This window comes from Acaryochloris sp. IP29b_bin.137, assembly GCF_028285745.1.
Classification (GTDB): domain Bacteria; phylum Cyanobacteriota; class Cyanobacteriia; order Thermosynechococcales; family Thermosynechococcaceae; genus Acaryochloris.
Map to the genome: position 1 here is coordinate 1 of NZ_JANQOP010000100.1, position 13,459 is coordinate 13,459.

At 48.1% G+C, this 13,459-nt stretch carries 17 protein-coding genes; 5 read left to right on the plus strand and 12 right to left on the minus strand.

Translation table 11 applies throughout. The features are described 5' to 3' along the window. Positions 1-112: 112 nt before the first annotated feature. On the minus strand, positions 113-625 hold the full coding sequence (locus tag Q0991_RS07545; RefSeq protein WP_299486974.1) for a hypothetical protein: 513 nt from the start codon (positions 623-625) through the stop codon (positions 113-115). 461 nt (positions 626-1,086) lie between these two features. On the opposite strand from Q0991_RS07545, the gene Q0991_RS07550 reads away from it, so the two are divergent. Next, entirely contained in the window at positions 1,087-1,410 is a 324-nt protein-coding gene (locus tag Q0991_RS07550; protein WP_299486976.1) for an STAS domain-containing protein, read from the plus strand. 189 nt (positions 1,411-1,599) lie between these two features. On the opposite strand, the gene Q0991_RS07555 is transcribed toward Q0991_RS07550, so the two are convergent. From Q0991_RS07555 to Q0991_RS07595, 9 genes are all read right to left on the minus strand, one after another. Continuing rightward, entirely contained in the window at positions 1,600-1,911 is a 312-nt protein-coding gene (locus tag Q0991_RS07555; protein WP_299486978.1) for a hypothetical protein, read from the minus strand. 379 nt (positions 1,912-2,290) lie between these two features. Beyond that, the gene (locus Q0991_RS07560; protein ID WP_299486980.1) at positions 2,291-2,542 is read right to left on the minus strand and encodes a hypothetical protein; all 252 of its coding nucleotides are present in this window, start codon (positions 2,540-2,542) and stop codon (positions 2,291-2,293) included. A gap of 92 nt (positions 2,543-2,634) precedes the next feature. Next, positions 2,635-3,093: a peroxiredoxin gene (locus Q0991_RS07565; protein WP_299486982.1), complete on the minus strand. Its 459-nt coding sequence runs from the start codon at positions 3,091-3,093 to the stop codon at positions 2,635-2,637. A 93-nt stretch (positions 3,094-3,186) separates the two neighbouring features. Beyond that, the gene (locus tag Q0991_RS07570; protein WP_299486984.1) at positions 3,187-4,647 is read right to left on the minus strand and encodes a HAMP domain-containing sensor histidine kinase; all 1,461 of its coding nucleotides are present in this window, start codon (positions 4,645-4,647) and stop codon (positions 3,187-3,189) included. Positions 4,648-4,676: 29 nt separating this feature from the next. Beyond that, entirely contained in the window at positions 4,677-5,960 is a 1,284-nt protein-coding gene (locus Q0991_RS07575; RefSeq protein WP_299486986.1) for an iron uptake porin, read from the minus strand. Continuing rightward, positions 5,953-6,966: an NAD-dependent epimerase gene (locus Q0991_RS07580; protein ID WP_299486987.1), complete on the minus strand. Its 1,014-nt coding sequence runs from the start codon at positions 6,964-6,966 to the stop codon at positions 5,953-5,955. The genes Q0991_RS07575 and Q0991_RS07580 overlap by 8 nt, the downstream gene beginning before the upstream one ends. Further along, entirely contained in the window at positions 6,954-8,105 is a 1,152-nt protein-coding gene (locus Q0991_RS07585) for a histidine phosphatase family protein (protein WP_299486988.1), read from the minus strand. The genes Q0991_RS07580 and Q0991_RS07585 overlap by 13 nt, the downstream gene beginning before the upstream one ends. 19 nt (positions 8,106-8,124) lie before the next feature. Then, complete coding sequence (locus Q0991_RS07590) at positions 8,125-9,201, minus strand: glycosyltransferase (protein WP_299486989.1); 1,077 nt, start codon at positions 9,199-9,201, stop codon at positions 8,125-8,127. A 255-nt stretch (positions 9,202-9,456) separates the two neighbouring features. After that, positions 9,457-10,350, minus strand: a complete 894-nt coding sequence (locus tag Q0991_RS07595; RefSeq protein ID WP_366524914.1) for an aldo/keto reductase — start codon at positions 10,348-10,350, stop codon at positions 9,457-9,459. Between Q0991_RS07595 and Q0991_RS25110 the strand changes: the two genes are divergently transcribed. From Q0991_RS25110 to Q0991_RS07605, 3 genes are all read left to right on the plus strand, one after another. Continuing rightward, entirely contained in the window at positions 10,289-10,417 is a 129-nt protein-coding gene (locus Q0991_RS25110; protein WP_366524915.1) for a hypothetical protein, read from the plus strand. The two genes, Q0991_RS07595 and Q0991_RS25110, sit on opposite strands and share 62 nt — an antisense overlap. A gap of 177 nt (positions 10,418-10,594) precedes the next feature. After that, positions 10,595-10,819, plus strand: coding sequence for an antitoxin family protein (locus Q0991_RS07600; RefSeq protein WP_366524916.1), 225 nt, complete (start codon positions 10,595-10,597; stop codon positions 10,817-10,819). Between the two features lie 4 nt (positions 10,820-10,823). Beyond that, positions 10,824-11,237, plus strand: coding sequence for a type II toxin-antitoxin system VapC family toxin (locus Q0991_RS07605; RefSeq protein WP_299486993.1), 414 nt, complete (start codon positions 10,824-10,826; stop codon positions 11,235-11,237). On the opposite strand, the gene Q0991_RS07610 is transcribed toward Q0991_RS07605, so the two are convergent. Then, positions 11,170-12,345: a glycosyltransferase gene (locus tag Q0991_RS07610; protein WP_299486995.1), complete on the minus strand. Its 1,176-nt coding sequence runs from the start codon at positions 12,343-12,345 to the stop codon at positions 11,170-11,172. The genes Q0991_RS07605 and Q0991_RS07610 overlap by 68 nt on opposite strands. On the opposite strand from Q0991_RS07610, the gene Q0991_RS07615 reads away from it, so the two are divergent. After that, complete coding sequence (locus Q0991_RS07615) at positions 12,344-12,550, plus strand: hypothetical protein (protein ID WP_299486996.1); 207 nt, start codon at positions 12,344-12,346, stop codon at positions 12,548-12,550. The two genes, Q0991_RS07610 and Q0991_RS07615, sit on opposite strands and share 2 nt — an antisense overlap. On the opposite strand, the gene Q0991_RS07620 is transcribed toward Q0991_RS07615, so the two are convergent. Next, positions 12,547-13,459 (minus strand): ABC transporter ATP-binding protein (locus tag Q0991_RS07620; protein ID WP_299486997.1); only part of this gene is annotated, 913 nt, incomplete at its 5' end. The genes Q0991_RS07615 and Q0991_RS07620 overlap by 4 nt on opposite strands.

Here is a 13,459-nt window from a genome sequence, read left to right on the forward strand (position 1 = left end):
AGCTTAGAGTTGGGGAGAATCTTCGATTTTTATCCATTTTGGACAATCTGGATCGCTGAAACCTCCTCCCAGCAAAGATCGATTCATGCAACAACGCCGCAGCGATAACCAATCAATCTAAGTAGCCCATCAAATTATCACTTGAAGGGTGTCTATTCTCTGCAATGGGTCGATTGCCTGGTAATGAGGCTGAGGGAGTAAGAGAAGGATCTAGGCTAATTACAGGGCGATTACCGACCATTGCAACGATATTCAAATCACTTTGAAAGACGGGTCGGTGATGCGGTAAATCATCCAAACTGCTTACCTGCCGAGTTCCTAAAAGAACAGGGCGACCACCAGGTAATGTTTCAGACGGAACTAGAGCAAGATTCGCTTCAACAATAGGACGGTGATTCGGTAATTCTGGAGGCGTATACTCAACTATCGCTTCTCTTGAGCTACTTGTACTTATTTTGGTTAAACGAGGTGTGTCAAATCCCCACCCCTTCTTCGGTAGTGGTGGAAATAGTTCTCCTTTTTCGGCACTGACTTCATATCCTTTGTCTCCACCTCTGGGACCGACAACAGGATAAAGGCCACTTTCTTCAACAATTTCACCAGGACTAAATATTTTTTTACCCATCACAGTAATCTCACTCAATGGAATTCAAGAATAATTTAGGTGTCACGTAGTTCTACATTACAATTTCGGAGGCTTATCCAGATACTCCTGGGCTTGTTCAATAAAGGCTTTCATCTTGGGCCATTGAGATGTGAGTCATTCTGAGAGATCCAAAACCTCGATCTAGGTTTATAGATCCAGTTGATCCTCAATAACGAGTGAATACAGAATGTTTGGGCCGGAAAGGGGTGATTACAACTAGCCCCAAACTGGTTCTGAACAAGCAGGAGGATTCTAGGTGTTAACTGACTTCAATGTCGAAGATTTAGGGTTACTTGTTGTGTTGCCAGTGCACACTTGCCCCCACAAACGGGAATGCTGGATACACGATGAATGTATTCTTGTTGAGAGTCGTTTTTTTATGGAGCGTTTTCATCTTAGCGAGACTCAACACCATAAGAAGTGAACTAGGAATTCAACAGATGAGCTACAAAGTAATTCAACCTCCTAACCTTGTAGACGGGGTCAGTGCCGTTCAATTACGCAGTGAAATTGACCATGTCTTGGCTGATGGAGTTAATACGATTTTGATAGATCTCCAAGATGTCACCTTTATGAATAGCTCTGCTATTGGTGCCTTAGTCGCAATGCTCAAAGCAGTGAGTGGTCGGGGTGGCTCTTTATCTTTATGTTCACTGAATAATCAGGTTCGTCTGGTCTTTGAACTATCCAGAATGAATCAGATGTTTGATATTTTTGCTGATCGCCAAGAATTTGAGCAAAAGAATGGGTTTACCATTAGCTAACCCTCTTTTATCACTTTGATAGGAGAGTATCTGTAAGCTTAAAGTGACGTTAGTGCATGGTCTGATGATTGGGTTTACTCCAAACGCAATTACGTCGTTTCAATTTTCATCTATCTGAAGTGACAAAAGAGGGTTAATGGAATAAAACCCGAAAAGAGTTGTAAGGTTCCACAACATCCCATCAATGCGTCATCCCAGTTTCTGAGCACAGGACATAACAATATCCTGTAGTTCTGGTGGCAATACTTTGCTAGTTTCGTATTTCTTACCCAGCTTTCGGAATTCTCCAAAGGTATATTGTTCTTGCAGCTCGTTGATAGAACAAGTACACAAAGACTTTATCTGTTCTTGTTCTAGGTCTGCCCCCCCGGATTGCACGCACCCGTCCATAAAGGCATTGATATGTTTTTGAGGATAGCTATGGCTGTTCTCTCTTTGGTAGAAGGAAAAGAAACCAATAGCGCCAGCGATAGCAAAAATAGCAACTGATTTTTTCGACATGTTTAGTGTACGGATGCGATATAAAAGACAAAGGTTAATGCCTGAGCATATCCTTAGTATGCCCAGGCATTAATTAATAAAAGCCATCCCTAAAAAGGTGCTTAAATTTCGCCAAAGATCAGTTCTAATATTTTTAGTACTTTAAGTGTTTTTCGGAGATGAGCTGAGTCTTGAATGGTGCAGAGTTAGCGACAGTTTTATAGATAAGAAGTAATTCAAAGGCCATACCTCAAACAAAATGCCGGGTAAGCCAATGAATCGATGGTGGCGGTTTACAGTTTGCGATCGCAAATCTCCTGTAACCGCCGGACAAATCTTTTCGGTGAACAAGTTCTGATCTTTTTGAAAATCGGAGTTCGCCTACTCCCAATGACAAAACCTATTGATTGGTATCGAAGGAAATCGAAGTAGGCTGTTGAGAATTATTGACCGCACGAACGCCCAAATGAGTTTGATGAACGACACTGCTCACCAACAATGTGGTGAGAAAAAATGACCAGCCGAGAATCATGCCAGAGGATACTTGGGGTAGTTTTGGAAATGCTGCAGATTTTCGGGTCGGATACATTTGAAATGAGCGCTTAAGGTGGATGGTCGATGGTGGGTGTTGTACCTGTACCTTAACGTCCATTTCGTTTTAATTCCCTGAGGGAAAATACTGAACTCTTAAATTTCACTCTGCCTTAAAGCGTCAGTGTTTTTCAGCGCACCTCCTAGCGCCACCTAAGATGCCAGGGATTGGACAATTTTAAGGGACTCATCGATATGACCTTGAAAATTCATCTGCGAGTTGAAAATATGACGAACCACACCGTTCGTATCAATGACATAGGTAACTCGACCGGGCAACAGTCCTAAGGTAGCGGGAACGCCAAAAGCTTTACGGGCTTGATTTTTATGATCACTCAATAAGGTAAAGGGAAGCTGGTATTTATTGGCAAACTGCTGATGAGAAGCGGGCGAGTCACTGCTGACGCCAATCACTTCCGCTCCTGCATCTTGGAAAACCGTGTAGCTGTCTCGAAAACCACAGGCCTCTTTGGTACAACCGGGCGTATCGTCTTTGGGATAGAAAAAAAGAACAAGCGTCTTGGCCCCCATTAAATGGGATAAGTTGATGGTCTCCCCGGCTTGGTTTTGGAAATTAACCTCGGGAACCCGATCGCCCACCTTAATTGCCATGGTTGTCGTCCCCAATTGCTGATTTACCTTACTTCCGATCCTACCAAAGACATTCCCTCTCCCAGCGTCAAAATATGGGGCCGTTCGGCATGGCTACACAACCGTGCGATGACCAGCAGATAAGGGAAGTGTGATTGTAAAGGTGGAGCCCTTTCCGGGTTTGCTATCCAACTCGATTTTGCCTCGGTGAGCCTTGGTAAAGGCTTTGACAATGGCCAATCCCAAACCAGATCCTTCTGATTGGCGCTTACCGAGGCGGGAAAATCGATCAAAAATCCGCCGTTGATCTTCTAAGGAAATGCCTGAGCCTGTATCCTTGACCCAAAAAATCGCCTTGGTCAGGGTTTGCTTGCAGCCCAACTCGATTCTGCCTTGGGAAGGAGTATGTTGGGCTGCATTTCGGAGTAAATTGAGTAGCGCTCCAGTTAGCCGCTGGCGATCGCCCATCATTGACCCCGAACAGTCTAGATTGAGTTGCCAATCTCGATCAGCTAGCGCTTGGGCTTTGGTAAAGATATCTTGGGCAAACTGGCGCAGATCAATCATTTCATACTGCAGAAAGTCTGGGCGCTCCGCCTTGGTTAGGGCAATCATGTCATTGACTAAGCGGCCCATCCGATCTAACTCATCCAGCACCAGTTCTATCGTTTCCTGCTGTTCTTGCGGATCATCTCCCATCAATTCCAAATGACCTCGGACAATCGTGATCGGGGTTCGCAGTTCATGGCCCGCATCATTGACAAAGCGACGCTGGCTATTAAAGCTTTCTTGCAGTCGGTCCATCATCGCATTGAAGATGTGGGCAAGGTCCGCTAATTCCCCTGATCCTTGGGTAGATAGCCGTTGGTTTAAATCAGATTCATTGATTTGGCGGGCTGCGATCGCAAGTTCTCGCACTGGTCTGAGCAACCGCCCCGTCACAAACCAAGCCAATAGGAGGGAGATGACCACCACCCCGACCTCAATCAACACAAAGGTATACACACTGGCTAATGCTTCATTTTGTTCTCCTGCCGTCGCATGGGCAAGGATCATCACGCCCAGTTGTTGACCATCAACGATCAGCGGTTCAGCTTTGAACAGAACCGAACCAATCTCAGGATTATCCGTCATTCGCTCTCCCCGAGAGAACTCCGTAACGGTGGCCCATTGCTGATAGAGGTCAGATCCTGGGCGTATGGGCTCCAGTAACCGTGGGGGATTGGAACGGTAGAATTCGCCGTCGATAATAAAGATAAAGTAGTTATCGTCTTCAGGCAGTTGATTGACTAAAAATTCATCTGCAAACGCCTCTAGATCAGTCGCCGTTTGATGGGGCTGCCGTTCCCAATCCTTATAAGCAAGTTCAAAAACTTCTCTGGCTTCACTCAAGTCACCCCGCACCCGCAGAGAGACCTGGCTGGAAATCAAAGTCTGATATAGGGGAACGGCCAGTCCGGTGAACAGCCCCAAAAGCGAAACATACAGCAGCAAAATGCGGGTGCGAGTTTGGCGAAAAAACGCGCCTAAAACGGAACGTTTGAAGAGGGGCTTGCTCGGTCGCTTGGAGTTCATCACCATCCATCCTTATTGAGATAGAGCCATTAAAAGCGGAAGAGGGTGCGTAGGGTCCCCACCACAATTGATGACCGATTCGGATCTGCTTCTGGATGGGTGATCACAACAATGCCAGGGGTGAGGGTGATGTTATCGCTCAAGGGAATTTGGTAAAACACTTCTAGATGCCAAGTAGGTGAGGTGGGAGTAGGGTCTGACATAACGTGAGGCGGGCGACCAACAATGACTCCGCCCAGGGTGTGGTCCAGAAATAAATCGCTATATCCCAGTGTAAGCGCCCAATTCAAAATATCAGCCTGAGGACGATGGGCGAGATCTGTTGCTGTAGCTCGGGTATATCCCGCCCAGCCCGATACGGTCAGTTGGTCGGTTAGCTCGGCAGTGGTTTGCAGGCCTACCGAATGGGCAGCAATCGCCTCGCTTTGATCCGCAAAGGGATCGTTGGCCTGTTGACTCCCGGTTCCGGTATCCAATCCGTTCAGTCCATAGGTGTAGAGGAGGCCAATCTGGATAGACTCAATAGGTTCGAGAGTGAGTTGGGCAAAGGCGACAGATTCTTCATCGGATAACAAGTCTTGATCGTCTCCCAGATACCCCAAACTGAGATTAATGCGATCGCTAAAATCATGGGACAGCCCTATCCCCGTACTTCCTCCCTGACGATAGAGGGGATTGCGTTGACCGAAGCGGGAAATGGCCCCCCGACTACTGCTACTAAAGCGCGGATTTAAGGGATCAGCGATATCACTGATTGAACCGCCAATGGCCTGCACAAAAACCTCTGTATCCTTACCAATCGGAAACTGATACTCGAGGCGGCTAAGGGAAACCTGAAATTGATCGTCGCCTTGAATAGAAAGTCGGGCTAGATCCGTCCCATAGACATCATCTAGTTCGGCGACATTGGTGGTTTGCAGCCGCAATCGCAACCGATCGTTGCCAGAGAAGCTCGTTTCAATATTAAGGCGGATGCGACTCCCTAGACTGGGGCGGAGGGGTTCCCCAGCATCAGGTCTACTGGCTTGGATCAGGGAGAAGACAGCTTCTCCACTGAGAGTAGGCATAGGGTTTGACGCTTCATGCTCGGATCGATCGGAACGCTCTGTCTGGGTAAGAGTGGAGCTTGCTTCGAGTTGCCAAACTGGAATAATTGGTGCTTGGAGAGTCTGAGGTTCAGCATTGAGGGTGCTTTCCCGCAACCCTATAGTTGGCTCGGCTACCACGTTGGGAATAAAACTAAAGACGCTACCCGCAAAACTCCAGAGTAAAAGCTGAGATCGTCTCTGCCACGGTTGGGTCCAATTAGGCACAGCGAGGAGAAGACCAGGGATCAGAGTAGGCGGAGGGCATCCGGTTATGGTAGGAGCGATACCACTGGACAAACGAGTGAATCCCTGATTCGATGGATGTTTGCGGCTGAAACCCCATATCCCGGGTCAGCTCACTGATATCCGCAAAGGTGCGAGGGACATCACCGGGCTGCATGGGTAACCCTCTTTTCAAGGCTGGAGTGCCCATTGCGGTTTCAATCACTTCAATAAATCGCAGCAGATTGACCGGGGTGTGATTGCCAATGTTGTAGATCTTGTAGGGGACGGTTGAGGATTGAGGCGGATGGTGTAGAACCCGAAGAATGCCCTCCACCACATCGTCAATATAGGTAAAGTCTCGTTCCATTTGACCATGATTGTAGATATGGATCGGTTGGTGGGTTGCGATCGCATCCACAAACTTGTAGTAGGCCATATCGGGTCTACCCCAAGGACCATAAACCGTAAAGAATCGCAGTCCTGTAATCGGCAAATCGTAGAGGTGGCTATAGGAATGCGCCATTAGCTCATTGGCCTTCTTGGTGGCTGCATACAGGGAAACGGGATGATCGACATTATCAGTTTCCGAAAAGGGAACTTTGCGATTGGCCCCGTAGACGGAACTGGAGGAAGCAAAGACCAGGTGCTCGATAGGCTGATCACGGCACCCTTCCAAAATGGACATAAATCCCACTAAGTTGCTATCCACGTAGGCATGGGGATTTTCAAGAGAATACCGCACGCCTGCCTGGGCAGCTAAATGTACCACCCGATCAAAAGATTGTGCTGCAAACAAAGCGGCCATACTTTTGCGATCGCTCAGATCCAAATAGTGAAATTGAAAGTTTTTGTCGGGAATCAGTTGGGCTAGCCGGGCTTTCTTGAGCTTGACATCATAATAATCATTTAAGTTGTCTAGCCCGTAGACCTGCATCCCTGCCTGTAGTAAGCTTTGACACAAATGGAAGCCAATAAATCCGGCAGCCCCCGTTACTAAGATATGCATGATACTAAACCTCGCTGAATAGCGGCTGGGCCTGTAAAATTCATCGATTGCAAAATAGGGGTGAGTTGGGTCGTTGGACAGTGAACCACACTGACTCGTCCACCGATCAGTGGGAAATGAAATCCTTGATGGGCACCGATCATGTGACTGAGCATTTGTTGCAATATCTGCGACTGAGCTACCAATACCCCCGTTAGAATTTCTCCAGATTGCGTTTGGATCTGGCGGTTGTTGAGGGTCTGCAGCCATAGATGATGAAAATCGGTGCGATTGGTATGCAGTTGAATCGTCTGGGGATGCTCAGCCAAAATGGCTTTGCACAGCATCTGGGCCGCATCACTTTGACTGACGCAAAAATCCAGTTTCTGAGCACGCAGTAAGAGGCGGAGGGGTTGTACCGATTGAAAATCATTTTCTCCACTCGGCACCATTAACAGCCGCAAACCTTGTCGCCCTGCTTTGAGTTTGGGCAGTGCTTCCCCCAAATGGCTGGTATCATTCATGGATTCCAGGCGGGCTAAAGAGGCATGATTTGGAAAGCGCAACATACTAATGCCGCAGTTAGATTGCTGCAAGGTGTGATAGTGGCGACAGGACAGTCCTAGAGCGGTTCCCAATAGGGCTCGAATCGTACCACCATGACTAACGATCAATAGGGTTTGTCCCGCATGGCGGGGAAGGATTTGTCGCCAAAATCGCTGAGCCTGATGATAGAGATCCTGGACAGGTCGTCGGACACCGTGTGGACCGATCATTTCAAATTGGTGAGGAGCGTTTATCCAACGTTGATAGTCTGCGGTTAATGATTCTCGTACATATTGATAGCGAAGTCCTGCCCAGGCAGGAAGATCTATCTCTTTTAGATCAGGATGCGCCATAATCGGTAGCGAGGTCCGCCAGGCTGACTGAATCGCTTGAGCTGTTTGCTGGGTGCGCTGCAAGGGGCTGGTATAAATAGCCGAAACGGTGGTTTCTCCGAGGACTAAACCTGTTTGACGAGCATCCTGATGTCCTTTTTCGGTTAAAACGGACTCATCACTGGCCCCTTGATAACGACCTTGTTCGTTGTAGGTACTCCGACCATGACGGACAAGGATCACCCGAGTGGGGGACGAGAAGGGTATGGAAGGATTTATCATAATTTCTGTACCTCCAAAGCTATACAGTTTTACTGATTCGAGCTTTTCTAAGTCGATGGGCATAGCGGTTAAACCAGAAGTGGTTTAAGGGGCGCTCTATCGCAATCAGCTGTTTTTCTAACCAGGGACTGCCTTTGCCAAAGGTTAAAAATCGGACAATGGGTTGAATGAACAGTTCATGGCGGCGACTACCAAGGCCGGCGTAGCGCTTCGTAAAATATTGATCTTCAGCCAGGTCCCACTTTTGACGAAGATGATCGAGGCTGGCCCGGTCCCAGGCATCACTCCACCGCACCATAAAATAGGGCAGATCCGACCATTTGAAGTCCGGTAATTTTAACTGGCCAAACCAGGCCATCAGTCCAGCTTTGTTAGAGGCCAGACCAAGGGTATCCGTGGTGACGATCGCACTCCGTTCACTGTAGATACTTCCACCTGCTTGAACGACCATAAAGCAGAAGTCGATATGTTCACGGGTCGCTAACATCCCTTCATCTAACAGTCCAGTCTTGGCAAAGATGTCTCGGCGTACCAGCATGCAGTGAAACTCCACATAATCACACTGGGTTCGGTGAAGTTGATCCGACACATCTGCGATCGCACGTCCGGTTAAATAAGCCGACTGCTTAATGCGCCGACGGGTTTGCCCATTCTTAACTTCCGTTTTGATATAGGATTTGCCCCCAGCGTTATGGATCACCTGATGGGCGGGATTACCGATACAGGTTAGGGGTCCAACCACTGCTGCATTCGTTTCTTCCGCGCAGTTGACCAACTGGGTTAGCCAACCTCGCTTAACGATCACATCGTTCTCAATAAAGACAACGTACTGGCTGTCAGTATGGTCAAGCACATACCGCAACCCGACATTCCGCGCTTGATTGGGGGAGATATAGTGATCTGTTGGTATGAGGGTGAATAATTGCTCTTGGGATTTTGTTTGCAAATAGGTCCGTACGGATTCAGGGGAACACACATTCACAAACACTAGATCAAAGGGATACTCCGTATTGGTATAAATGCTCTCCAAAGACGTTTGGGTATAGCTAAACCGCTCTCTAGGACCGACAACAAGGGTAACTTTGGGTTGTTTCATGTTCTTCACCAAGGCGTGATGGCTGCAATCGAGATAGAATGCTCCTCCCCAACCCAGGTCTGGTCAGTGAATTAGGACAATGATTGGGAGTAGCTGAAGTTAGGGACTTATCAGACTGGTCCAGTGGGGCGGGAAGGAGAAAAGTGAGAGTAATTCAGAACTCGTGTTATCGCTTTGGGTCCATTATTGAGTTTGTCTTTCAAGGAAACGTGAAAGTGCTATGAGAAAACTTTCATCTTGGGAAGGACATTGGCTTTAAGCTGCAACCGGTAATTTGGTCAGACGAACCAATCGGTCTCGTTCTGCTGAAGACAAGCAGATATTTCCAGTTGCTGCATTCGCCTGCGCTTGTTCGGGCGACTTTGCACCTGGAATGGCTACGGGCGATACCGGATGAGAAATAACGTATCGCAATGCTGCGGCGACCATCTCTGATCCAGGCTGCAACGCTGTTTTTAGCTGTTCAACCTTTGCTAACTTACGGTCGAGTTTGGCCCGAGTGCGATCGCTGTCATACCATTCTGAACGCACCGTATCCGTAAAGACCGTCTGGGAGGAATATTTCCCAGATAGCAACCCTTTATGCAAGGGGCCACGCGCCAATACGCCAATGCCATGCTCTTGGCAATAGGGTAGAAATTCTTTCTCTGGATTGCGGCTCAGCAGGGAATAGTCCACTTCCACCACGCTGCAGGCATGGTTGACATTGAATCGCTTCAGGACATCCAATCGATCCGTGGAAATGCCATAGGCGCGGATAGTTCCATCAGCTTTCAGTCGCTCAAACCCTTCCAAGTAAACACTCGGGTCCTCAATTTTACCTTCATGACAGAGCATGACATCGATATAGTCAGTCTTTAATCGATACAGAGAGGCATGGGTACACAGCCGCACCATGTCCACAGTGGTCATAGGAACCGTCTGACCACTGCGACGGCCCCACCGTCCAATTTTGGTAACCAAGTGAACTTGGTCCCGAATCCCTTGGAGCGCTTTTCCCAACCGTTCTTCTGATAATCCAGCCGGAATACCGTAGGATTCAGCGGTATCAAAGATATTGACACCATTGTCGAAGGCACTACGGACGGTGGCTAAGGCAGTGGCGTCATCAATTTGTCCCCACTGGTTGCCGATGTTCCAAGTGCCCATGCCAATAGCAGAGACTTGCAGATTGGTATTGCCTAGTTTTCGATACAGCATAATCGTTAATCCTTAAATTTTTGGAAGCAGAGTTACATAAAAAGTTGCAAAGTCAAGACTCTTGTTGAGGCAGTCTTGAAATATTCAGAGCTATACAAGAGTCTGTGGATTAGACTGGAGAGGACAATATCAGGACCTATGACTGATCAGGCGAAGGTTCTTCCCATTTGTCGTAGACAAGTCAATGGATAATCTGATGCAAACTATCGAAGCTGTATTTGATGGCAAAGTATTACTCCCTGGCGAACCCCTAGATTTAAATGAAGGGACACGGGTACGAATAACCGTTGAACCAATCGAGGAACCCGAAGCTACAGCACCCGCATCGTTCCTCAAAACAGCCCGATCCTTACAATTGGAAGGTCCGTCTGATTGGTCAGAACGGATTGATGAGTATTTGTATGGTGAAAATATGTAGGTGAATGGTAAAAGCATTCTTGGATACGTCCTATGCGATCGCTTTAGCAAACCCTGCTGATCAGTTTCATCAACGAGCCATTCAATTAGCTGATCAATTAGAAGCAAATCGGACACTGCTGGTCACCACTCAGGCAATATTGCTAGAAATTGGCAATGCTCTTTCAAAACAACGGTATCGTCGTGCGGCAGTGATGTTGCTAGATTCACTGGAGCAAGATCCGACCGTTGAAATCGTTACGCTAACCAGCTCTCTGTATGAATCTGCTTTTCAGTTATTTTGTGAGCGTTCTGATAAAGAATGGGGACTAGTAGATTGTCTTTCTTGTGTGGTTATGAACAATCAAGGCATTAGTGTTGCATTAACGAGTGATTCTCACTTTCGTCAGATGGGGTTTGCTGCCTTGTTACGGGATTGACATTGGGTTGTGCCAACTTAGGGATATCGTTGTTGAGATGTTGTCGTAAGCCAGATATCCGCTGTGCGACAGCCAAACGCTTGGCATGGCGCTTAGAGAACCAACGATTAAACCGTTTCTCTAGATTAAAGAGCTGTTTTTCAATCCACTTAGTAGCAGGCTTACCGAGAAAGGCAAACTTTTTAGCAATAGGTCGGATTAGTACTTTACGTCGTCGTTGTCCCAGTTTCTGATACCGCTTTTGGAAATAGCTACTCTCTTGCAGCCCCCATTTTTGCTGATAATGGAGTAGATTGCTGAGTTCCCAATCATCACTCCAGCGCAGCATAAAGTAGGGTAAGTCTCTCCACTGCAAGGCCGGGGCGGGTGGATGGGTTAAGAAGGTAACGACGGAGTCCGGTTCCAGGTAAATCAGTCCCCCAGCGCGAGTCACCATCATGCAGAAATCGAGGTACTCCTTTGTGCAGGAAAAGCCTTCGTCCAAGGAGCCAATCCGATCAAAGATAGCCGTCCGCACCAGCATGGCATGAAATTCAACAAAACCTGTCGGTTGGCGACGAAGCTGATCACGAACTTCTGCCAGAGGCTGATTCTGGTAGGGGGTGCGCTCTTGAATTTTCCATCCCCCTGTTTGGTCAAGGGTACCGTATGGATTGAGTTCACCTCGGGCAAAGGCACTATAGGCAGCAGGGGCCATATAGGTACCCCCGGCACAGTGGACAGTGGTATGGACGGGTTGATATTGGCAGATAAGGGACCCAACCACGGTGGCCCCCGTTTCCTCGGCACAGCTCACTAATTTTTCTAGCCAGCCAGGCGTAAAAATTACATCATTGTCCACAAAGACCACATGGGGAGTGGTGACATGCTGGAGTCCCAAGTTGCGAGCTTGGTTCGGAGAGAGGTAGGCCTGCGAACGAATCACATGAAATCCACGAAGCAGGGATTGAAACTCAATATGCTGTTGAAGTTTACCAGGAGAGTTATTGTCCACATAGATCAACTTGAATGGAACAAAGGTGTTTTCGTACAGACTGTCTAGGGACTCACGGGCAAACTGAAACCGTTCTCGGGGAACGACAATAATGGTAACGGTGGGTTGTGACATGAGAATAACCTTGAAATCGATGGGATGGAGTGGTCGTGGAGGGCAGGGAGTAGACCTCTTCTCCTGTGATGGAGTGATTGTGGATCTCCCCTCTTGGGAGGGGGCAGAGGGTGGGTCCGTCGGAAGTCTAGTTACCCATTACCCACCCCGCCCTTTGGGCACCCCTCCTGGGAGGGGATGGTTGACTATTGGCGATGGTCTTTAGGCTGAAAGTGTTTTTGGCGGCGGGAGTGGTGAAACGTTGTTGGTTTGGACAGCGGACTGGAGTTGATAAAGGGCTGCATAATGTTGTCCTTGTTGCATCAACTCTTGGTGGGTGCCTTGTTCCAGGACTTGTCCGGCTTCGATATAGAGAATTTGATCAAACTCTTTGGAAACACTCAGGTCATGGGTGATCAGTAGGGTAGTGCTGTCCTGAGTCAGGCGTTTAAGGGCTTGATTAACGGCTTGCTCACTTTTGTTATCTAGACCAACCGTGGGTTCATCAAGAATAACGATGGGAGCTTTGCGGATGGCGGCACGTGCGATCGCAACCCGTTGCCGTTGTCCTCCCGATAACGTGGCTCCGCGTTCACTCATTAGGGTTTTGTAGCCATTAGGTAAATCCATGATGAACTCATGGGCATTCGCCAGCTTGGCGGCTCGACGCACCTCTGCATCGGTTGCCCCCAGACAACCGTAGGCGATATTGTCGCGAATTGAGGTACCAAATAAGATACTGTCTTGGAGAACAATACTGATTTGGTTCCGCAAGGAGTCCAGTTGATACTGGCGCAAATCTTGGCCATCAATCAAAATTCGGCCTAAATGGGGGTCGTAGAGACGCAGCAGTAAGCTGACGAGGGTTGATTTACCACTGCCGGAGGGACCGACTAGGGCAACTCTTTGACCCGGTTTTACCTCGAAACTGAGGTTTTGGAGGGTGTCCTGATGGTCTTGATAGGCAAAGCTGACGTCTTCAAACTGAATAGAGCCTTGGAACGGGGGAGCTGCGATCGCGTTTTTGGCATTGCGCACTTCTGGTTCCACATTGAGTATGTCTATAATCCGCTCTGCAGATACAATACCGCGAGAGATTTTAGCCATTTGTTTCGCCAGTTCCCGCGTGGGTTTA

What these genes read in the sequence shown, in the direction of transcription:
- Q0991_RS07610 (WP_299486995.1), bottom strand. Translation starts at nt 12,345, where the DNA reads ATGTCACAACCCACCGTTACCATTATTGTCGTTCCCCGAGAACGGTTT.
- Q0991_RS07565 (WP_299486982.1), bottom strand. Translation starts at nt 3,093, where the DNA reads ATGGCAATTAAGGTGGGCGATCGGGTTCCCGAGGTTAATTTCCAAAAC.
- Q0991_RS07550 (WP_299486976.1), top strand. Translation starts at nt 1,087, where the DNA reads ATGAGCTACAAAGTAATTCAACCTCCTAACCTTGTAGACGGGGTCAGT.
- Q0991_RS07605 (WP_299486993.1), top strand. Translation starts at nt 10,824, where the DNA reads ATGGTAAAAGCATTCTTGGATACGTCCTATGCGATCGCTTTAGCAAAC.
- Q0991_RS07615 (WP_299486996.1), top strand. Translation starts at nt 12,344, where the DNA reads ATGAGAATAACCTTGAAATCGATGGGATGGAGTGGTCGTGGAGGGCAG.
- Q0991_RS07570 (WP_299486984.1), bottom strand. Translation starts at nt 4,647, where the DNA reads ATGAACTCCAAGCGACCGAGCAAGCCCCTCTTCAAACGTTCCGTTTTA.
- Q0991_RS07580 (WP_299486987.1), bottom strand. Translation starts at nt 6,966, where the DNA reads ATGCATATCTTAGTAACGGGGGCTGCCGGATTTATTGGCTTCCATTTG.
- Q0991_RS07585 (WP_299486988.1), bottom strand. Translation starts at nt 8,105, where the DNA reads ATGATAAATCCTTCCATACCCTTCTCGTCCCCCACTCGGGTGATCCTT.
- Q0991_RS07560 (WP_299486980.1), bottom strand. Translation starts at nt 2,542, where the DNA reads ATGGACGTTAAGGTACAGGTACAACACCCACCATCGACCATCCACCTT.
- Q0991_RS07555 (WP_299486978.1), bottom strand. Translation starts at nt 1,911, where the DNA reads ATGTCGAAAAAATCAGTTGCTATTTTTGCTATCGCTGGCGCTATTGGT.
- Q0991_RS07590 (WP_299486989.1), bottom strand. Translation starts at nt 9,201, where the DNA reads ATGAAACAACCCAAAGTTACCCTTGTTGTCGGTCCTAGAGAGCGGTTT.
- Q0991_RS07595 (WP_366524914.1), bottom strand. Translation starts at nt 10,350, where the DNA reads ATGGGCACTTGGAACATCGGCAACCAGTGGGGACAAATTGATGACGCC.
- Q0991_RS07545 (WP_299486974.1), bottom strand. Translation starts at nt 625, where the DNA reads ATGGGTAAAAAAATATTTAGTCCTGGTGAAATTGTTGAAGAAAGTGGC.